This is a genomic window from Sphingomonas sp. (assembly GCF_013812825.1).
GTDB lineage: Bacteria > Pseudomonadota > Alphaproteobacteria > Sphingomonadales > Sphingomonadaceae > Sphingomicrobium.
Window position 1 is genome coordinate 16035 of record NZ_JACCSU010000084.1, and the last position, 18670, is coordinate 34704.

At 66.4% G+C, this 18670-nt stretch carries 19 protein-coding genes; 14 read left to right on the top strand and 5 right to left on the bottom strand.

Annotated elements, in window-relative coordinates; genetic code table 11:
* From atpA to H0T81_RS11335, 7 genes are all read left to right on the top strand, one after another.
* Positions 1 to 1530 carry a F0F1 ATP synthase subunit alpha gene (gene atpA / locus H0T81_RS11305; protein ID WP_294013168.1) on the top strand — a complete coding sequence of 510 codons (1530 nt, stop codon included), beginning with the start codon at positions 1 to 3 and terminating at the stop codon, positions 1528 to 1530.
* A 115-nt stretch (positions 1531 to 1645) separates the two neighbouring features.
* Complete coding sequence (locus tag H0T81_RS11310) at positions 1646 to 2530, top strand: F0F1 ATP synthase subunit gamma (protein WP_294013171.1); 885 nt, start codon at positions 1646 to 1648, stop codon at positions 2528 to 2530.
* Positions 2531 to 2559: 29 nt separating this feature from the next.
* A complete protein-coding gene (gene atpD / locus H0T81_RS11315; RefSeq protein ID WP_294013174.1) occupies positions 2560 to 4083 on the top strand; it encodes a F0F1 ATP synthase subunit beta in 1524 nt (507 codons plus the stop codon).
* The gene (locus tag H0T81_RS11320; RefSeq protein WP_294013176.1) at positions 4083 to 4268 is read left to right on the top strand and encodes a glutathione S-transferase; all 186 of its coding nucleotides are present in this window, start codon (positions 4083 to 4085) and stop codon (positions 4266 to 4268) included. Before atpD ends, H0T81_RS11320 begins: the two co-directional genes overlap by 1 nt.
* Entirely contained in the window at positions 4268 to 4525 is a 258-nt protein-coding gene (locus tag H0T81_RS11325; RefSeq protein WP_294013179.1) for an ATP synthase F1 subunit epsilon, read from the top strand. The genes H0T81_RS11320 and H0T81_RS11325 overlap by 1 nt, the downstream gene beginning before the upstream one ends.
* A gap of 91 nt (positions 4526 to 4616) precedes the next feature.
* Positions 4617 to 6152: a CpaF family protein gene (locus tag H0T81_RS11330; protein ID WP_294013182.1), complete on the top strand. Its 1536-nt coding sequence runs from the start codon at positions 4617 to 4619 to the stop codon at positions 6150 to 6152.
* Between the two features lie 155 nt (positions 6153 to 6307).
* Entirely contained in the window at positions 6308 to 7141 is an 834-nt protein-coding gene (locus H0T81_RS11335) for a methyltransferase domain-containing protein (protein WP_294013185.1), read from the top strand.
* Positions 7142 to 7165: 24 nt separating this feature from the next.
* Here H0T81_RS11335 and H0T81_RS11340 read toward each other — a convergent pair whose 3' ends face one another.
* Both H0T81_RS11340 and ygiD read right to left on the bottom strand, forming a co-directional pair.
* Positions 7166 to 7624: a DUF2267 domain-containing protein gene (locus tag H0T81_RS11340; protein WP_294013187.1), complete on the bottom strand. Its 459-nt coding sequence runs from the start codon at positions 7622 to 7624 to the stop codon at positions 7166 to 7168.
* Positions 7625 to 7759: 135 nt separating this feature from the next.
* Positions 7760 to 8605 carry a 4,5-DOPA dioxygenase extradiol gene (ygiD, locus tag H0T81_RS11345; protein ID WP_294013189.1) on the bottom strand — a complete coding sequence of 282 codons (846 nt, stop codon included), beginning with the start codon at positions 8603 to 8605 and terminating at the stop codon, positions 7760 to 7762.
* A gap of 310 nt (positions 8606 to 8915) precedes the next feature.
* Between ygiD and H0T81_RS11350 the strand changes: the two genes are divergently transcribed.
* The gene (locus H0T81_RS11350) at positions 8916 to 10322 is read left to right on the top strand and encodes a sugar porter family MFS transporter (protein WP_294013193.1); all 1407 of its coding nucleotides are present in this window, start codon (positions 8916 to 8918) and stop codon (positions 10320 to 10322) included.
* Positions 10323 to 10372: 50 nt separating this feature from the next.
* Here H0T81_RS11350 and H0T81_RS11355 read toward each other — a convergent pair whose 3' ends face one another.
* Entirely contained in the window at positions 10373 to 11113 is a 741-nt protein-coding gene (locus H0T81_RS11355; protein ID WP_294013196.1) for a protein-L-isoaspartate(D-aspartate) O-methyltransferase, read from the bottom strand.
* Positions 11114 to 11327: 214 nt separating this feature from the next.
* Between H0T81_RS11355 and H0T81_RS11360 the strand changes: the two genes are divergently transcribed.
* The 6 genes from H0T81_RS11360 (at position 11328) to msrB (ending at position 16292) form a co-directional block, all read left to right on the top strand.
* Positions 11328 to 12713, top strand: coding sequence for an amino acid permease (locus H0T81_RS11360; RefSeq protein WP_294013199.1), 1386 nt, complete (start codon positions 11328 to 11330; stop codon positions 12711 to 12713).
* A gap of 16 nt (positions 12714 to 12729) precedes the next feature.
* Complete coding sequence (locus tag H0T81_RS11365) at positions 12730 to 13647, top strand: oxygenase MpaB family protein (RefSeq protein ID WP_294013202.1); 918 nt, start codon at positions 12730 to 12732, stop codon at positions 13645 to 13647.
* 85 nt (positions 13648 to 13732) lie between these two features.
* Positions 13733 to 14299, top strand: a complete 567-nt coding sequence (locus H0T81_RS11370; protein ID WP_294013205.1) for a fasciclin domain-containing protein — start codon at positions 13733 to 13735, stop codon at positions 14297 to 14299.
* A gap of 140 nt (positions 14300 to 14439) precedes the next feature.
* On the top strand, positions 14440 to 15012 hold the full coding sequence (locus H0T81_RS11375; RefSeq protein WP_294013208.1) for a sigma-70 family RNA polymerase sigma factor: 573 nt from the start codon (positions 14440 to 14442) through the stop codon (positions 15010 to 15012).
* A gap of 8 nt (positions 15013 to 15020) precedes the next feature.
* A complete protein-coding gene (locus tag H0T81_RS11380) occupies positions 15021 to 15737 on the top strand; it encodes an anti-sigma factor (protein ID WP_294013211.1) in 717 nt (238 codons plus the stop codon).
* A 117-nt stretch (positions 15738 to 15854) separates the two neighbouring features.
* Complete coding sequence (gene msrB, locus H0T81_RS11385) at positions 15855 to 16292, top strand: peptide-methionine (R)-S-oxide reductase MsrB (protein WP_294013214.1); 438 nt, start codon at positions 15855 to 15857, stop codon at positions 16290 to 16292.
* A gap of 123 nt (positions 16293 to 16415) precedes the next feature.
* On the opposite strand, the gene H0T81_RS11390 is transcribed toward msrB, so the two are convergent.
* Together H0T81_RS11390 and H0T81_RS11395 are read right to left on the bottom strand one after the other, a co-directional pair.
* Positions 16416 to 16649, bottom strand: coding sequence for a hypothetical protein (locus H0T81_RS11390; protein WP_294013217.1), 234 nt, complete (start codon positions 16647 to 16649; stop codon positions 16416 to 16418).
* Between the two features lie 135 nt (positions 16650 to 16784).
* Positions 16785 to 18164 (bottom strand): FAD-binding oxidoreductase, encoded by a 1380-nt coding sequence (locus H0T81_RS11395; RefSeq protein ID WP_294013219.1) that lies wholly within the window; start codon positions 18162 to 18164, stop codon positions 16785 to 16787.
* Positions 18165 to 18670: the final 506 nt, after the last annotated feature.

Here is an 18670-nt window from a genome sequence, read left to right on the forward strand (position 1 = left end):
ATGGACATCCGCGCCGCTGAAATCTCCCGCGTCATCCGCGACCAGATCGCGAATTTCGACTCGGACGCCGAGGTCTCGGAAGTCGGCACCGCGCTTTCCGTCGGCGACGGGATCGCTCGAATCCACGGCCTCGACAAGGTCCAGGCCGGCGAGATGGTCGAGTTCGAGAACGGCACCAAGGGCATGGCCCTCAACCTGGAGGCCGACAATGTCGGAGTCGTGATCTTCGGCTCGGACGCGGAGATCAAGGAAGGCTCGACCGTCAAGCGCACCGGCACCATCGTCGATGTGCCGATCGGCAAGGGGCTGCTCGGCCGGGTGGTCGACGCGCTCGGCAACCCGATCGACGGCAAGGGCCCGATCGAGGCGACCGAGCGCCGCCGGGTCGAGGTCAAGGCGCCCGGAATCATCCCGCGCAAATCGGTTCACGAGCCCGTCCAGACCGGCCTCAAGGCGCTCGATGCGCTGGTCCCCATCGGCCGCGGCCAGCGCGAGCTGATCATCGGCGACCGGCAGACCGGTAAGACCGCGGTCGCGCTCGACACCTTCATCAACCAGAAGGACATCAACGCCTCGGGCAAGGAGAGCGAGAAGCTCTACTGCATCTACGTCGCCATCGGCCAAAAGCGCTCGACCGTCGCCCAGATCGTCCGGGCGCTCGAGGAAAACGGAGCGATGGAATATTCGATCGTCGTCGCCGCGACCGCCTCGGAACCGGCGCCGCTGCAATTCCTCGCGCCCTACACCGGCTGCGCGATGGGCGAATATTTCCGCGACAATGGGATGCACGCGGTAATCGTCTATGACGATCTGTCCAAGCAGGCGGTCGCCTATCGCCAGATGTCGCTGCTGCTTCGCCGCCCGCCCGGCCGCGAAGCCTATCCCGGCGACGTCTTCTACCTCCACAGCCGGCTGCTCGAGCGCGCCGCCAAGATGAACGAGGACAATGGCGCCGGCTCGCTGACCGCCCTGCCGATCATCGAGACCCAGGCCGGCGACGTCTCGGCCTACATCCCGACCAACGTCATCTCGATCACCGACGGCCAGATCTTCCTCGAGACCGATCTGTTCTTCCAGGGCGTCCGACCGGCGATCAACGTCGGCCTGTCGGTCAGCCGGGTCGGCTCGGCCGCTCAGACCAAGGCGATGAAAAAGGTCTCCGGCTCGATCAAGCTCGAGCTCGCCCAGTACCGCGAGATGGCGGCGTTCGCGCAGTTCGGCTCCGACCTCGACGCCTCGACGCAGCGGCTGCTCGCCCGCGGCGCCCGGCTGACCGAGCTCCTCAAGCAGCCGCAGTTCTCGCCGATGCCGGTTGAGGAGCAGGTCGCCTCGATCTTCGCCGGCACCCAGGGCTTCCTCGACCCGGTCGAAGTCAAGGACGTCGTCCGCTACGAGGCGGCGATGCTGAGCTATCTGCGGGCCGAGCATAAGGGCATCCTCAAGACCATCCGCGACAGCAAGCAGCTCGAGGACGACACCGCCAAGAAGCTCAAGGACGCCCTGACCGCATTCGGAAAGCAGTTCGCGTAGCATGTGCAAGTACACACCCGTTCGTCCTGAGCCTGTCGAAGGACTGTCCTTCTGCAGTGCAGGAGAAAGGCAGGGCTTCGACAAGCTCAGCCCGAACGGTTTCCGGACGTGACGAATGGCTAGCCTCAAGGCCCTCAAGATCCGCATCGGCTCAGTCAAGTCGACGCAGAAGATCACCAAGGCGATGAAGATGGTCGCCGCGGCCAAGCTGCGCCGTGCACAACAGGGCGCTGAGGCCGGCCGTCCCTATGCGACCCGGATGGCCGATGTCGTCGCATCGATCGCCTCGGGCGTCACGGTCAGCGCGCAGAGCCCCAAGCTGCTCGCCGGCACCGGCAAGGACGAGACTCATCTGATCGTGCTGGCGACCGGCGACCGCGGGCTTGCCGGGGCGTTCAACAGCAACATCGTCCGAGCCGCGCGGCGCAAGGCCGACGAGCTGATCGAGGACGGGAAGAAGGTGCTGTTCTACCTCGTCGGGCGCAAGGGCCGCCCCGTGATCCAGCGCCTCTACCCCAAGGCGATCATCGCCCAGCACGACACCACCGCGATGAAGGCGCCGGCCTATTCCGACGCGCAGGCGATCGCCGCCGACATCATCGACCGTTTCACCACCGACGGGATCGACGTCGTCCATTTGGCCTACGCGCAGTTCAAGTCGACGCTGGTGCAGGAGCCGCTGGTTCAGCAGATCATCCCGGTGCCGGCGCCGGCCAACGACACACGGCCGGCCGGCGCATCCAACGTCGCGGTCGAATATGAGCCCGACGAGGAGGCGATCCTGGAAGCGCTGCTGCCGCGCAACATCGCCGTCCAGATCTACCGCGCCTTGCTCGAGAATCAGGCCGGCTTCTACGGCTCGCAAATGACCGCGATGGACAATGCGACGCGCAACGCCGGCGACATGATCAACCGACTGTCGATTCAGTACAACCGCCAGCGCCAGGCGGTGATCACCACCGAGCTCATCGAGATTATTTCCGGCGCGGAAGCGCTCTAATGCCCATTCAAGCACGCAAGGATAAATCCATGGCCACCGCCGCTCCGACCAAGCCCCGCAACAAGAAGGCCGCCGCGACGTCCGCGACCGGCAGCGGACCCGCGAAGGCCGCCACCACCAGCAACCTGGTCGGCCGGGTCGCGCAGGTGATCGGAGCGGTCGTCGACGTCGCTTTCGAAGGCGAGCTGCCGCCGATCCTCGCCGCGCTCGAGACCGACAATGGCGGCAACCGCCTGGTGCTCGAGGTCGCTCAGCATCTGGGCGAGAACGTCGTTCGGACCATCGCCATGGACTCGACCGACGGCCTCACCCGCGGCCAGTCGGTCAAGACCACCGGCTCGCAGATCCAGGTGCCGGTCGGGCCCAAGACCTTGGGCCGGATCATCAACGTCATCGGCGAGCCGATCGACGAGCGCGGGCCGATCGGCAGCGACCTGTTCTCGCCGATCCACGCCGAGGCGCCGGCCTTCGTCGAGCAATCGACCGAAAGCTCAATCCTGGTCACGGGGATCAAGGTCATCGACCTGCTCGCGCCCTATGCGCGCGGCGGCAAGATCGGCCTGTTCGGCGGCGCCGGCGTCGGCAAGACCGTGCTGATCCAGGAGCTGATCAACAACATCGCCAAGGGCCACGGCGGCACGAGCGTGTTCGCCGGGGTCGGCGAGCGCACCCGCGAGGGCAACGACCTCTACCACGAGTTCCTCGTCGCGGGCGTCATCGCCAAGGACAAGGACGGCAACGCGATCTCCGAGGGCTCGAAGGTGGCGCTGGTCTACGGCCAGATGAACGAGCCGCCGGGAGCGCGCGCCCGCGTCGCTCTGTCCGGCCTCGCCATCGCCGAATACTTCCGCGACCAGGAAGGGCAGGACGTGCTGTTCTTCATCGACAACATCTTCCGCTTCACCCAGGCGGGCTCGGAAGTGTCGGCGCTGCTCGGCCGGATCCCGTCGGCGGTCGGCTACCAGCCCACCCTGGCCACCGACATGGGCTCGCTGCAGGAGAGGATCACCTCGACCAACAAGGGCTCGATCACGTCCGTCCAGGCGATCTACGTCCCGGCCGACGATCTGACCGACCCGGCGCCGGCCACCTCGTTCGCGCACCTCGACGCGACCACGGTGCTGTCGCGGGCGATCTCCGAGCTTGGTATCTATCCGGCCGTCGACCCGCTCGACTCGACCTCGCGCGTGCTCGAGCCGAGGACCGTCGGGCAGGAGCATTACGACACCGCCCGGTCAGTTCAGGAAACGCTGCAGCGCTACAAGAGCCTGCAGGACATCATCGCGATCCTCGGAATGGACGAGCTCAGCGAAGAGGATAAGCTGGTCGTCAGCCGCGCGCGCAAGATCCAGCGCTTCCTCAGCCAGCCGTTCCACGTCGCCGAGGTGTTCACCGGCATCCCCGGCAAGTTCGTCCAGCTCGAGGACACGATCCGCTCGTTCAAGGCGGTGGTCGACGGCGAGTACGACCACCTGCCCGAGGCCGCCTTCTACATGGTCGGCGGAATCGAGGAAGCCGCCGCCAAGGCCCAGCGCCTCGCCGAGGACGCCTGATGACCGACGACCTGCGGATCGTGCTGTGCGTCAACCGGACCTGCCCCTGGTCGGGCAAGCCGGTCAGCTCCGACAGCCTGACCATGTACCGCGGGAAAGTCGTCGGCTTCTGCAATCCCGGGTGCCGCGAGAAGTTCGAGGCCGCGACCGGTGCATTCGACGCGCTGATCGACGGACCGCGCTGATGGCTGACCTCCACTTCGAGCTGGTGACTCCCGAAAAGCTCGTGTTTTCCGAGGACGTCCACATGGTCGTCGTGCCCGGCACCGAGGGCGAATTCGGCGTTCTTGCCGGCCACGCGGCCTTCATGAGCACGCTTCGCGACGGCGAGCTGGCGATCTACCGCTCGGCCGGCGCCGCTCCCGAGAAAGTCGCGGTCAGCGGCGGCTTCGCCGAGGTCAGCGAGCGCGGCCTCACCGTCCTGGCCGAGAGCGCCGGCTGAGCAAGGGCAGCGAAGTTAGCGTTTTCTAAAAGTTTGCCTCTTATTCACCATCGAGACTTTGTGCGGCGATCCGCACGGCGATGGGGTGGGAATGAGCGCATTCGGCAAGCGTGGCGGCATGAGCGGAGGTGGGCAGCGTCCCAACTTCGGCGTGGCCCGTCCAATGAAATCACCCGGCGGCAAGGCGCAGGCCATTCCGCCCGGCGGCGAGCAATTCCCGCCGCTGGACGATCTCGCCGAGCAGACCGACGAGCTGCCCGAGGATAGCGGCGAGGTTAACGTCAACAACCCGCTCGGGGCGATGGACCGCCTGACCGCGCGTCAGAACGCCAGCGGCGCTCAAGGCAGCAGCAAGGCCGAAGGGTTCGAGGCCTCGGTCCACCGGATCAAGGAGCAGGTGCTTCCGCGCCTGCTCGAGCGCGTCGACCCGGAAGCCGCGGCCACGCTCAACAAGGACGAGCTGGCCGAGGAGTTTCGCCCGATCATCGGCGAGGTGCTCGCCGAGCTCAAGATCACGCTCAACCGGCGCGAGCAGTTCGCCCTCGAAAAAGTGCTGGTCGACGAGCTTCTCGGCCTCGGCCCGCTCGAGGAATTGCTCGCCGATCCGGCCATCAGCGACATCATGGTCAACGGCCCCGATCAGTGCTTCATCGAGCGCAAGGGCAAGCTCGAGCTCGCCCAGGTCCAGTTCCGCGACGAGGAGCATCTGTTCCAGATCGCCCAGCGGATCGTCAACAAGGTCGGCCGCCGAGTCGACCAGACGACCCCGCTCGCCGACGCCCGGCTTCAGGACGGCAGCCGCGTCAACGTCATCATCCCGCCGCTGTCGCTTCGCGGCACCGCCATCTCGATCCGTAAATTCTCCGAAAAGCCGATCACCTTGGACATGATGACCGGCTTCGGCTCGATGTCCGACAAGATGGCGACCCTGCTCAAGATCGCCGGCGCCAGCCGGATGAACGTGGTCATCTCGGGCGGCACCGGCTCGGGTAAGACGACGATGCTCAACGCTCTGTCGAAGATGATCGATCCGGGCGAGCGCGTGATCACCATCGAGGACGCGGCCGAGCTTCGGCTTCAGCAGCCGCACTGGCTGCCGCTCGAAACCCGCCCGCCCAACCTCGAGGGCCAGGGTGCGATCACCATCCGCGACCTCGTCATCAACGCCCTGCGTATGCGGCCCGACCGGATCATCCTGGGCGAAATCCGCGGTCCCGAATGCTTCGACCTGCTTGCGGCCATGAACACCGGCCACGACGGCTCGATGGCGACGCTCCACTCCAACTCCCCGCGCGAATGCCTCGCTCGTATGGAGAACATGGTGATGATGTCGGACATCAAGATTCCGAAGGAGGCGATTTCCCGCCAGATCGCCGACTCGGTCGACCTGATCGTCCAGGTCAAGCGCCTGCGCGACGGCTCGCGCCGGACGACCAACATCACCGAGGTGATCGGCATGGAAGGCGACGTCATCGTCACCCAGGAGCTGTTCAAGTTCGAGTATCTCGACGAGAGCCCCGACGGCAAGATCATCGGCGAGTACCGCTCGATGGGCCTGCGCCCCTACACGCTCGAAAAAGCCAAGCAGTTCGGCTTCGACCAGCCCTATCTCGAGGCCTGCCTGTAAGGACTGGAGTGCGGGCGCCTTGCCCCGGGGCAGAAGCCACTGCGACCAGGTTCATTGCGGACGAATACGCGCGGTCCAGTCGCCGGGCGATGACCGTTGCATGGTGGCCGCGGACTTGCCACACGGCCACGATCGATTTGCAAAGGAGCGCCCCCATGCCGCCTCGTCCACTGCTCGGCCTGCTGATGGCGGCCGCCGCGTTGCCCGCCTGCGCTCCCGCCCCGCCGCCGCCCGCGCTGGCCACGCACGCAGCTCTCGAAGCGGCGGTTGCAGCGCCGTCCCGGACACCGGCCAACGTTGCCCGGGATCGCTACCGCCACCCGGTCGAGACGCTGGCGTTCTTCGGGGTCAGGCCGAGCGACACCGTCGTCGAGCTGTGGCCGGGCGGCGGCTGGTACACGGAAATCCTCGCGCCTTATCTCGCCTCCGGCGGCGGCCGGCTGATCCTTGCCACGCTCGACGGCCAGCTCGGCGGGGTCGCCAAGCTGCGCGACGCCCACCCAGCCCTCTACGCTCACGTGACCGCTGCGACCTTCCCTGTGTTCGACGCGTCTGCAACGCGCGTTCCCGCCGGCACCGCGGACGTCGTCCTCACCTTTCGCAACGTCCACAACTGGCGGATGGGCTACCGTCGCGACGACAAGCAGGACTATAGCGCGCAGGCGTTCCGCGAGATTTACGCGATGCTCAAGCCCGGCGGGACTCTGGGCGTCGTCGACCACCGCCTGCCCGAAAACGCCAGCGAGGAGCGCGAGCGGACCAGCGGCTACATCAAGACCTCGACCGTGCGGCGCCTCGCCGAAGCGGCCGGCTTCCGCCTCGTCGCCTCGTCCGAGATCAACGCCAACCCGAAAGACAGCGCCGACTGGCCCGGCGGCGTCTGGACGCTGCCGCCCTCACTGCAGCTCAAGGACAAGGATCGCGAGAAATATCTGGCGATCGGCGAAAGCGACCGGATGACCCTCAAGTTCGTCAAGCCGCGACGCTAAAGCCCCGGCGGCGGCGTCCACCCGTCAGGCGTCGCTGTCCACCGGCTCGCGTTCGTCGGCCGTGATCCAGCTTTGCCGAAGGCTTTTCGGAAGCGCCTCGCGCACCTTCGCGATCTGGCCTTCCGACACGTGGTTCGACAGGACCTTGAAGACCGTCCGCACCGCCAGATCCGGATCGACCGGCCGAGTGTCGGCCAGCCATTCGGCAACCTCGGCGACGAACTCCTCGCGGCTGTTGCATTCGGTCGGCAGCTTGCCGGGCTCGAACTGGTCGTAATAGACGCCCCGGATCAGCAGCGGCAGCTGGCTTCCGAGATGCGCCGCAAGCCCCAGGGGCAGTCGGTCGCGGAGCTTGTGGAGCACCACCGACAGGACCTTCCACGCGACCTGCCGGTCGGGGCCGATGTCGGCCATGATTTCCTTGAGCCAGATGTGGGTCGTTTCGAGGGTCTTGTCGAACACCTCGAGTCCGTTGGCGCTCATCTCAGCCTCCTTTCTGGGGAATGCGATTGGCGCAGACATCAAGGTAACGATTGCCGAAAGGCTGACGTTCCTCGCGTCACGGTGCTGAAACCACCCACCATCCCGCCCGGACCGCAGGTGTTACCCAGCAGGGCGCTACATGTTGGTCTGGTCGGGCGGAACGCCCTCGGGCAGCGCGGCAGCGCCCTCGGCGTCGAGGCAGCTTAGCCGGGTCCCGAGCCCGTAGCAGGTCATCGAGATGGAACCCATTGCGTAGCCGCGCACGATCGCCTCCATCGGCCCTTCGTCCGCGGCGAGGCCGGCAACGTAGAGCAGCGGAATGAAATGGTCCGGTGTCGGAACCGCCAGCGCATAATCGCCGTGCTCGGTGAGCTTGAGCACATCGGCCGGCGCATTGGCGAGCTGCTCGACGACCGAATCGTCGAAGCGCTCGGCCCAGTCGAACGCCAGGTCCGGCTGATTCCACTGGATTCGGCCCAGATTGTGCACGACGTTGCCGCTGGCGACGATCAACACGCCCCGGTCGCGCAGCAAAGCGAGCTTCCGGCCGAGCTCGAGATGGTAATCGAGCGGCTTCAGGGCGTTGATCGACAGCTGCACCACCGGCACGTCGGCCTGCGGATACATGTGCGCGAGCACGCTCCACGCGCCGTGGTCGATGCCCCATTGGTCCTGGTCGAGGCCGACCCACATCGGGCTGACCGCATCGGCGACTTCCTGCGCCACCTCCGGCGCTCCGGCGGCCGGGTAATCGAACTCGAACAGCTCCCGTGGGAAGCCGTAGAAGTCGTGGATCGTGCGCGGCCTGGCCATCGCCGTGACCGCGGTCGCGCCGATGAACCAGTGCGCCGAAATCACGAGCAGCGCTCTGGGCCTCGGAAGGCCGCGGCCAAGCGCCCGCCAGGCCTGTGTGAAGCCGTTGACTTCGAGCGTGTTCATCGGATTGCCGTGGCCAATGAACAGCGCCGGCATCTTGCTCATCGGCTTCTCCAAGCGCGCCATTCGGGCGAGGAACCCGGCCCCTCGGGCCAGGATAAGGCACCGGCCACCTGAACGCACGGATTTTAGAGGTGAAGATGGTGGGCGCGGCAAGATTTGAAACTCGGGACCCCGCGATCTCAAGGCAGGCACATGCCAGCCAAGACTGACGAAGAGCGCCGCCTCCACAGCGCTCGGAGGCCGCCCGCTGCAGGCCCATGGCAGTGTCAGGCCGAAGCCGCGCAGGTGATTGCGCCGCCCGCGAGCGCCGTGTTACCGCTGGCAGCACTCACCGACTGGTAGGGAGGCGCAAATGACCGAGGCCAGTCCGGGACGTGCCAACATGGGCTTCATCGGAGCGATCGTTGCGGTTGCGACGATCGGCGGGTTCCTGTTCGGGTACGACAGCGGTGCGGTGAACGGCACTCAGGAGGGCCTCAGGACCGCGTTCAACCTCGGCGATGCCGGGCTCGGCTTCACCGTCGGCTCGCTGCTGATCGGCTGCTTCATCGGCGCCTTCTTTGCCGGTCGCCTGGCCGACCTGATGGGCCGGCGCAACACGATGATGGTCGCCGCCGTGCTGTTCCTCGTCGGGGCCTTGTTGCAGGGCTTTGCAGAAACTCAGGCGATTTTCGTCATCGCGCGAGTGATGGGCGGAATGGCGGTCGGCGCGGCGAGTGTCCTATCGCCCGCCTACATTTCGGAAGTCGCACCGGCGGCGATTCGCGGCCGCCTGACGACGGTTCAGCAGATCATGATCATTACCGGCCTGACGGCAGCCTTCCTCGTCAACTACTTCCTCGCCGCGGGAGCAGGTGCGTCGACCGAAGACTTCTGGCTCGGCATCGAGGCCTGGCGCTGGATGTACCTGATGCAGGCGCTGCCGGCCGCGATCTTCCTCGTCGCCCTGCTCTTCATCCCGGAAAGCCCGCGCTACCTCGTCTCCAAGGGCCGCGACGAAAAAGCGCATGTCGTGCTCACCAGCCTGTTCGGCGCCGACGTCGCGGGAGCCAAGCTCGAGGAGATCCGCGCAACCTTCAGCCAGGACCACCGTCCTCGCCTCAGCGACCTGAAGCGGCCGGGCGGCGGCATCCGGCCGATCGTCTGGGCCGGAATCCTGCTCGCCGTCTTCCAGCAGCTCGTCGGGATCAACGTGATCTTCTATTACGGAGCGACCCTCTGGCAGCTCGCCGGCTTCACCGAGGACCAGTCGCTGCAAATCAACATCGTCTCGGGCGCGGTGTCGATCGCGGCCTGCTTGGTCACCATCGCCGTAATCGACAAGATCGGGCGCAAGCCACTTCTGCTGATCGGGTCGGCGGGCATGGCGGTGACGCTGTTCGCCATGGTCTACGCATTTGCCAACGGCACCCTCGACGCCGAGGGCAATCTGCAGCTCTCGAGCGGTCTTGGCACCCTCGCCCTCATTGCCGCCAACCTCTACGTGATTTTCTTCAATGGCAGCTGGGGCCCCGTCATGTGGGTGATGCTGGGCGAGATGTTCCCGAACCAGATCCGGGGCTCGGCGCTCGCCGTCGCCGGCTTCGCGCAGTGGTTCTCGAACTATCTGATCGCTCAGAGCTTCCCGATCATGGCGGCCGTCCTCGGCCTTGCGATCAGCTACAGCTTCTATGCTGTCTCTGCGGTGATCAGCTTCTTCCTCGTGCAGAAGTTCATCCACGAGACCAAGGGCAAGGAGCTGGAGGAGATGCCGGGCTGATGCTCGCCGCATGACCCGAACCCCGGCGAGGCACCCCGCTCGTCTGGTCTTTACTGCCGTGTCAGTGGAACGAAGCGCACGGGAATGATGATCTCCTCCCGGACCCTTCCGCGCGAGTCTTTCGCAATCAGCTTCAACTGCTGGATCGAATCAGCCGGCCCCACTGGAATCACCATTCGACCACCGGGCTTGAGCTGATCCAGTAGCGGTTTGGGTACGTGCGGCGCCCCCGCCGTCACAATGATCCCGTCGAACGGCGCATACTGGGGCCAGCCGGCGTAGCCGTCGCCGTGCCGAACGGTGACATTGGCGTAGCCGAGGTCTGCCAGACGCTGCGCGGCCTGCCGCGCCAGCGGCTCGACGATCTCGATCGTGTAGACGTGGCGAACCAGTTTCGACAGCAGCGCGGCCTGGTAGCCGGAGCCCGTCCCGACCTCGAGCATGACGTCGGTCTCGCTCGGCCGAAGCAAATGGGTCATTAGCGCGACCAGCGACGGCTGCGAGATCGTCTGGTCTTCGCCGATCGGCAGCGGTTCGTCCCGGTAGGCGAACGGCTGTTGCGATGTCGGGACGAACAGATGGCGGGGCAGCTCACCGACGGCGCTGATGATGCGCGGATTGGCCGGCTCCCGGATCGGCTCGGCATAGTCACGGATCGAAGCGGCCAGCTGTCTTCGCTCGTCAGCAAAGCGGCGCTCATCGGCAGCGACTTCGACGGGCTCGGGGGCCGGCTGGCAGCTCGCCACCACCGGCAGCAGTGCAAGGGCGAGCAGCGCCTTGATCGAGTTCATCCCAGCTCTCCCGCGCTGATCGGATCCGCGAAGGATTGGCGACGGCACCAACGCACGGCGCAGCAAAAAAGGCAGCGGCGCGCGAATTCCATCCTGCGGCGGAGGCAGCGCGCCTGGATGCTCTCCCGGAACGGATCGCCGCAGGGGCCGTTGCGCCGAAGCGACTGTGACGACCACGCGTGCCGGAGCAAGACACCCCGATGCGGGAATCCCGATGAACGGCGGTTCCGCGCCCGGCGCGGCGGGAAAAGCGGCGCACACGCCCATGGGCGATCCACGGCCCACGCTCCGGGCGCGCGATGTGCTCGCCATTACGGTCGGCATCGTGGTCGGCGCCGGCATCTTCCGCACGCCGGCGCTGATCGCGGGGGAGGCCGGCAGCGCGACCGCCATGCTCCTCGCCTGGACGGCTGGTGGATTGCTGTCGATCATCGGCGCGCTTTGTTACGCCGAGCTGGCGTCGGCCTACCCGAGCATGGGCGGCGACTATCATTTCATCAACCGCGCTTACGGTCGCCGCGTCGGCTTTCTCTATGCCTGGGCCCGGCTCGCGGTGATCCAGACCGGCTCGATCGCCCTCCTCGCCTACATCTTCGGCGACTATGTGGCGGCGGTTCTGCCAATCGGGCCGCATGCCTCGTCGCTCTACGCCGCCGCTGCGGTGATCCTCCTCGGGACGGTCAACTGGCTTGGCGTGCGCCACGGGGTGCGGGCGCAGCGCTGGCTGACCCTTGCCGAGGTCGGCGGGCTATTGCTGATCGTGGTCGCCGGCCTGCTGCTCGCGCCCGCGGCGCCGGTTTCCTCGCCTCCGCGCGGCGAGAGCGCGATCGGGCTGATGATGGTGTTCGTGCTGCTCACCTACGGCGGCTGGAGCGAAACGGTCTATGTCTCCGCCGAGCTCAAGGACGCACCGCGCCGGCTGGGGCGGATCATGGTCGCCGGCCTGACACTCGTCACGATCCTCTATTTGCTCACCAACCTCGCGTTCCTGCGCGCGATGGGGCTCGCCGGAATGGCGGCCTCCGACGCCATCGCCGCGGACGTCATGCGCCTTGCGATGGGCAATGCCGGGGCGGTGGTCATCACCCTGCTGGTGGCGATCGCTGCACTGACGTCGGCAAACGCGACGGTGATCAGCGGGGCGCGGACCACCTGCGCGCTCGGCCGGACTTTTCCGGCACTGCGATGGCTCGGTTCCTGGAACACGCAGCGGAACACCCCCGGCAATGCGGTGATCGCGCAGAGCCTGGTCGCTTTGCTGCTGGTGATCGCCGGCGCATCCGCCCGTGACGGGTTCCGGCTCGTCGTCGAATATACCGCCCCCGTCTTCTGGCTGTTCATGCTGCTTGTCGGCCTGTCGCTGTTCATCCTTCGAGTCCAGGACCCCGGGACCGCTCGTCCAGTCCGGGTGCCGCTGTTTCCGGTACTGCCGGCGATCTTCTGCCTGACGAACGCTTATCTGCTCTATTCCAGCCTCGCCTTTACCGGCGTTGGCGCGCTCGCCGGCGTGGCAGTGCTCGCAAGCGGCCTCCTGTTGCTGCTGTTCCTTCACCCCGCGCCGATGACCGACACGGTTCCAGGAAGCTCATCCGATCGATGAAGCTTTGTGTCGCATCATGAGACTGCTTTCCACCGCGCTGACTCCGCTGGCCTCGCGCCTGCTGACCTTTGACGGGTGCAACTTCAGTCACCCAGTGGGGGAGCCGGCGATCGTCCCGGCCGACTCCGTATCCTGGCGCGTGTTCAGCAATCCGGTGTCGCTGTACGTCGGCGGCATTGCCGCGGTGCTTCTGGAACTGGGGGAGCCGCGAGTCCGGGCAGGCATATGGGACAACAGCGATTTCAGGCGCAACCCGGGCGAGAGGATGCGCCGCACCGGTGCCGCAGCGATGGTGACGGTGTTCGCGGCGCGCAGCGAGTTCGAAGCGCTTGCCGCTCAGGTGAACGCCGTGCATGCACAGATCGCCGGCGAGACTCCCGAGGGACAGCGCTATCGCGCCGACGACCCGGACCTGCTGCTTTGGGTTCAAGCGACCGCTTCTTTCGCATTTCTGTCCGCCTACACGCGTTTCGTGCGGCCGCTGACGATCAGCGAGAAGAACGGCTACTACGCCGAGGCGGCGGCGGGCGCTCGGCTCTACGGCGTCACCGATCCGCCCCGGTCGGACGCGGAACTGCAGCGGCTGTTCGATGATGTGGCTCCTCGGCTGACGCCTTCACCGGTGATCCACCAATTCCTGCACATCGTCCGCGCCGAGCCGATCCTGCCTGCGCCGCTGCGGCCGCTGCAGCGGCTGATTGTGCGCGCCGCGCTCGGAATCATTCCCGAACGCTTCCGGGAAAGCCTCGCAATCGGAAGCGAGCCGCGCGCGACTGCTGCGGAGCGCGCTCTGGTGCGGCTCCTCGCGCGGACCGCGGGGGCTCTGCACGTTCCAACGAGCCCATGGGCGCTGGCCGCGCAGCGGCTCGGGCTTCCAGCCGATTATCTGCAGCGCCGCGCCGGTCCCGGCGCCGCAGAGCAACCTGCCCGATGAAGCGGCTGGGCAGATGTGAGCCGCTTGCATCCGCTCGCCTCGCCGCGCCGTAACTCCGAGCGTCAACTCACAACGGAGGAAAATCATGATTTCGAAACTCGCCACACTGGCTCTCGCCGCAACTGCTTCGTCGCTTGGCGGATGCATGACCATGGCTCCCGCGCAAAGCTCGTCGCTCTCCTATGTCGGCGGTGCAGCCATGTATCCGACGAAGACGATCGTCGGGAATGCAGTTAACTCACCCGACCACACGACCTTGGTCGCTGCGGTGAAGGCCGCGGGCCTCGTGGACACTTTGTCCGGCGCCGGGCCCTTCACGGTCTTCGCTCCGACAAATACAGCGTTTTCGAAGCTCCCGGCGGGAACGGTCGACACTTTGCTGCGGCCCGAAAACCGCGGCACGTTGCAGTCCGTGCTCACCTACCACGTCGTTCCCGGTCGAATCACAGCCGCAGACTTGATGCGCCTGATCGCCTCCGGCGGCGGACAGGCTCGTCTGGCAACCGTCCAGGGCGCAAGGCTGACCGCGCAGATGATGGGCAATCAGATCATGCTCGTCGATGGCAAGGGCGGCATGTCTCACGTCACACAGGGCGACGTCATGCAATCAAACGGTGTGATCCACGTCGTCGACACTGTGCTGATGTCCTGACGGGTCAGGCGGCGGGTGACTTCCTGACCCAGCCGCCGCCCGGCGGGAGCGAACCGATGAAGCGGCCCCCTGCAGCTTCGGTGTTGCCTCTCGCCGGGCACCCCTTTTCCTCGGCCTTCTTCTTGTGCATGGGCACAGTGATGGATGCACCGATCCCCATGGTGATGAGCACGGGCACAAGTCACGAGCTCGATCCGCTGATGCGCTCGATCGCATCCGGCAACCGGGGGGCCCTCGCAGAGCTCTACGAGCGCACGTCGTCCAAGCTGTTCGGCATTTGCGTGCGCGTGCTTGGAAGCGAAGCCGAGGCGGAAGACGTGCTTCAGGAAGTGTTTCTCACCGTCTGGAACAAGGCGGACCGCTTTGATCCGGTGAAGGCGAGCCCGATCACCTGGCTTGCGGTCATGGCCCGGAATAAGGCGATTGATCGATTGCGCATCCGTCGGCTCCGGACCGAACCGCTGGATAGCGCCGCTGAAATCAAGGATGAGCGGCCGTCGGCGCTCGACGTGCTTGAGCGGGCCCAGGAGCAGCAGCGGCTTGCAGGCTGCCTCGAGGAGCTCGACGAGCAACAGCGTGCGATGATCCGCTCGGCTTTCCTCGACGGCGCAACTTATCCTGAGCTCGCCAGGCGTGAAGGCGTCCCTCTCGGCACCATGAAGAGCTGGATCCGACGCGGCCTTGTGCGGCTCCGGGGGTGTCTGCAGCGATGAGCGACCCGATGACCCCCGAAGAGCGCAGCGAGCTTGCTGGCGAATATGCGCTTGGCGTGCTCGACGGCGATGATTTCGCGCGTGCGCGCGAATTGGCTGCGGCGGACGCGCAGTTCGCTGAAGAAATCGCCGGATGGTCGGGGCGGCTTGCGCCCCTGCTCGACGAAGTGGATCCCGTATCCGCTCCCCCGAGAGTGTTGGCAGCGATCGAGCAACGCCTTGGCAATCGGGATAGGTCCGCAGACAACGTTCTTTACTTGCGGCGCCGGGTGAACGTGTGGCGCGGCTTCGCAGTCGGCGCGAGCGCGCTCGCGGCTTCCCTCGCGTTGGTACTGGTGATGCCACCTCAGACGGTCCAACAGCCGCCGGCCACCCAGCAGGCGCCCGCACCGATGGTCGCGATGATGGAAGCCGAGGGCAGCGAGGCAAGGCTGGTCGCGACCTGGGATCCGGACGACCAGAGCCTGGTCGTCGCTGCTGCTGCGGGGATTGCTCCAGTCGCCGGCCATTCGCATCAACTGTGGGTGATTCCCGCCGACGGAACTCCGAGATCGATGGGCATCCTCCCCGGTGCCGATCCAATGCACCTGCGCATCGACGAGCCAATGGCTAGGCAGCTCGCCGAGGGGGCGACAATTGCGCTATCGGTCGAGCCGAGCGGAGGCTCGCCGACCGGTCTTCCGACTGGCCCGGTGATCGCAGCGGGCAAGCTCCAGCAGACCTGACCGCATCCGCTGCCGCCCACCGGCCGTATCTGGGGCAGGCCCAAGCAAAGAGGTTGCCGGATGCCAAGTCCCACTCTCAGTCGGCGAGGTGCCATCACCGCCGCCGGATCCGCGCTCGTGGCGGCGTCGCTGGCTGGACCGCTGCTGGCCGCGCGCGCGTCGGCGCGGTTTGAAATCACCCGCTCACCGGCGGAATGGCGTCGACTGCTGGGGCCGCATCGTTATGCAGTGCTGCGCGAAGGCTCCACCGAACGTCCGCGCTCAAGCCCGCTCGACCAAGAGAGGCGTCGCGGCACCTACGTTTGCGCAGGCTGCCGTCTTCCGCTGTTTGCCTCCACTTCCAAGTTCGAGAGCGGCACCGGCTGGCCAAGCTTTTTCCGGGCGCTTCCGAACGCCGTCGGCACCCGCACGGACACGACTTTGGGCATGCGGCGAACCGAGGCGTTGTGCCGGCGCTGCGGCGGGCATCTCGGCCATTTGTTCAGGGATGGTCCGCAACCCACAGGTCTTCGTTACTGTACCAACGGGCTCGCCCTGCGCTTCATGCCTGCCTGAGCGGCGGCGCGCGGGCAGGCTGGTGCTGCTCGTTGTCGTCGGGGGAATGCCTTAACAGTCCGCTTTCAAGCCAGGGCCGACGACCGCGGCCACGTCCGGTTCCGCACCGGCGCCGGGGCAGCTTCACCACACTCGGTGATCTTCCACCCAGGACCGGACGTTGGAGTTGCTGCTGCGGCCGGCGCAATCATCGAAACGCTTGGCGTATGCCGTCGCGAGTCTCAAATGGATCAGTGTCGCCTCAAGGGAGGTCGCGGTGGCGGCAGCATCCGCTTCCTCCCGCACCCTGCTCTCGAGATAAGACAGCGTGACAGGCGCCTCTGTGCCTTGCCTGATCCCATCGCTTTTCCAGCTCATGCCGCAGCCTCCCTTGGTAGCTTCAGCTACGGGGGAGAAGTCTCGTCGGATGCGCGTGCGCGTGAGAAGCCAACAAATGTCCGCTGTCGACCCCTTGCGGACATTCGGCTCAGGTCTTCGCTGCGTTGATCCGCGTCAGCTCGCAGTGGCGCCCACCGGCTTTATGTTCGCATTCATTCGAAAGACGTTCGCGGGGTCGTAGCGGGCCTTGATCTCGGCCAATCGCCGATAGGCCGATCCGTAGGAGGAACGCACATCCGCGTCGCTGTCCTCCCCCGACAGGGCGTTCGTGTAGCTGGCGTCGCTGCAGAAGGGCTTCCACGATTGATGCACCTGCCGCGACCAGGCGACCTGCTGCGCATCCTCGGAAGGATCCTCCCACCCGGTAAGCACCAGCGCGTCCCAGCGGGCGTCGCGATGGGCAAAGGCGGTGGCATCCGCAGGAACCCGGTTCGCGGCATTGCCGATCTGCTGGAGGAGAAAGAGGGTGTGCGGCGACGGCGCGGTGACGAACTGCTCGGGCATCCGCTCAATCATCTCGTCGCGCAGCTGCGTGACCAGCGCGGATTTCCAGTAGTAGCGCCGTCCCCGGGGGAATGCGCCGTCGAGCGCGGTCTGCAGCGCCAGATAGGGCATCGCACCCATCTGATCGACCACAGGGGACCCGAACTGCTTGATCGGCCGGAGCGCTTCCTCCCCATCTTCCAACGAGCCGCAGTGGCAGGCTGCGATGGCGATGATCTTGGCGCCGTCGGGCGTGGTCATCATCGCGCAGGCCGTGTTCATCTCGTCGGGGTTCGACGCGCAAAAGTCGCGGTAAAAGCGCAGCACCTCGGCCGCCCGGTCGATCGGATGCGCGACCATTCCGCCGTAGATCGTGGGCCCGACGGAGTGCAGCTGGAGCTCGAAGGCGGTGACCACCCCGAAGTTGCCGCCGCCGCCCCGCAACGCCCAGAACAGATCGGCATTTTCGGTCTCGCTCGCGCGCAGGTGAGCACCATCGGCGGTGACCACCTCGGCAGCGAGCAGGTTGTCGCAGGTGAGGCCGTACCGCCCTGCAAGCCAGCCGAGGCCTCCGCCCAGCGTCAGCCCGGCGACGCCGGTGTCGGACACGGTTCCGCCGGTGGTGGCAAGGCCATGGGCCTGGGTCGCCTCGTCGACCTGCTTCCAGCGCAGGCCCGGCTCCACTCGGGCGACGCGTCTTGCAGGGTCGATCTCCAGCCCCTGCATTGGAGCGAGGTCGATCATCACGCCACCCTCGCAGACGGCAGCTCCGGCTGCGCTGTGGTCGCCGCCGCGGACCGAAATCGGCAGGCCCTTTGCCCGGGCGAAAGCGATCGCCTTGGCGACGTCGTCCACATTGCTGCAGCGGGCAATGAACGCAGGCTGCCGATCGATCATCCCGTTCCAGATGCGCCGAGCTTCGTCGTAGCCGGCATCTCCCCGGCGAAGCAGCTCTCGCGGCCGCTCCGCATCCGACGGGGGGCCGGAGGATGAAGTGAACCGCTCAGCCATTGAAACCTCCAGCTGAAACTGGCGCCGCCTTCGGAAGGCCGGGCAGCGGGACGGCCCTCGAGACGCGTGTTGATGAACCGCGACGGCGGTACGGGTCAAGCCAACGAAGATGAGCCTAGCGTCCGCTTTGGGCCGAAAGCCGACATTGCGGCCGTAGCGGCCCACGGGCGCCGGCGGGGACGATCAGCGCGCCCACCCAAAGCCGGTAACCGGGTCATCGCGACGGCAACCGGACGGGCCAGGCCGGCGTTTGACCAGCGAAGGAACCGCATGATGGCCAGTGCACCGCGGCAAATACCCGAGGAAAAGCCAGGCACCTCGGAGCCCGCATCGCCCGTTCCAGCACCGAACGAGGAGCGGCCGGTCCAACCAGACATCGATAATGCTCCGCCGCCCGCGACCCCCCAAGCTCCGCCGGCAGAGCCGGACCGGTCGAGGCCCTGAGCTTGTCAACGGGGAGTTCCGCACCTTTACCTGTTGTGTCACTGTTGGCGGACTTGCCCTCC

Excerpts from the sequence above, each read along its gene's own strand:
- atpA (WP_294013168.1), top strand. The coding sequence starts at position 1 with ATGGACATCCGCGCCGCTGAAATCTCCCGCGTCATCCGCGACCAGATC.
- H0T81_RS11310 (WP_294013171.1), top strand. The coding sequence starts at position 1,646 with ATGGCTAGCCTCAAGGCCCTCAAGATCCGCATCGGCTCAGTCAAGTCG.
- atpD (WP_294013174.1), top strand. The coding sequence starts at position 2,560 with ATGGCCACCGCCGCTCCGACCAAGCCCCGCAACAAGAAGGCCGCCGCG.
- H0T81_RS11320 (WP_294013176.1), top strand. The coding sequence starts at position 4,083 with ATGACCGACGACCTGCGGATCGTGCTGTGCGTCAACCGGACCTGCCCC.
- H0T81_RS11325 (WP_294013179.1), top strand. The coding sequence starts at position 4,268 with ATGGCTGACCTCCACTTCGAGCTGGTGACTCCCGAAAAGCTCGTGTTT.
- H0T81_RS11330 (WP_294013182.1), top strand. The coding sequence starts at position 4,617 with ATGAGCGCATTCGGCAAGCGTGGCGGCATGAGCGGAGGTGGGCAGCGT.
- H0T81_RS11335 (WP_294013185.1), top strand. The coding sequence starts at position 6,308 with ATGCCGCCTCGTCCACTGCTCGGCCTGCTGATGGCGGCCGCCGCGTTG.
- H0T81_RS11340 (WP_294013187.1), bottom strand. The coding sequence starts at position 7,624 with ATGAGCGCCAACGGACTCGAGGTGTTCGACAAGACCCTCGAAACGACC.
- ygiD (WP_294013189.1), bottom strand. The coding sequence starts at position 8,605 with ATGAGCAAGATGCCGGCGCTGTTCATTGGCCACGGCAATCCGATGAAC.
- H0T81_RS11350 (WP_294013193.1), top strand. The coding sequence starts at position 8,916 with ATGACCGAGGCCAGTCCGGGACGTGCCAACATGGGCTTCATCGGAGCG.
- H0T81_RS11355 (WP_294013196.1), bottom strand. The coding sequence starts at position 11,113 with ATGAACTCGATCAAGGCGCTGCTCGCCCTTGCACTGCTGCCGGTGGTG.
- H0T81_RS11360 (WP_294013199.1), top strand. The coding sequence starts at position 11,328 with ATGAACGGCGGTTCCGCGCCCGGCGCGGCGGGAAAAGCGGCGCACACG.
- H0T81_RS11365 (WP_294013202.1), top strand. The coding sequence starts at position 12,730 with ATGAGACTGCTTTCCACCGCGCTGACTCCGCTGGCCTCGCGCCTGCTG.
- H0T81_RS11370 (WP_294013205.1), top strand. The coding sequence starts at position 13,733 with ATGATTTCGAAACTCGCCACACTGGCTCTCGCCGCAACTGCTTCGTCG.
- H0T81_RS11375 (WP_294013208.1), top strand. The coding sequence starts at position 14,440 with ATGGATGCACCGATCCCCATGGTGATGAGCACGGGCACAAGTCACGAG.
- H0T81_RS11380 (WP_294013211.1), top strand. The coding sequence starts at position 15,021 with ATGACCCCCGAAGAGCGCAGCGAGCTTGCTGGCGAATATGCGCTTGGC.
- H0T81_RS11390 (WP_294013217.1), bottom strand. The coding sequence starts at position 16,649 with ATGAGCTGGAAAAGCGATGGGATCAGGCAAGGCACAGAGGCGCCTGTC.
- H0T81_RS11395 (WP_294013219.1), bottom strand. The coding sequence starts at position 18,164 with ATGGCTGAGCGGTTCACTTCATCCTCCGGCCCCCCGTCGGATGCGGAG.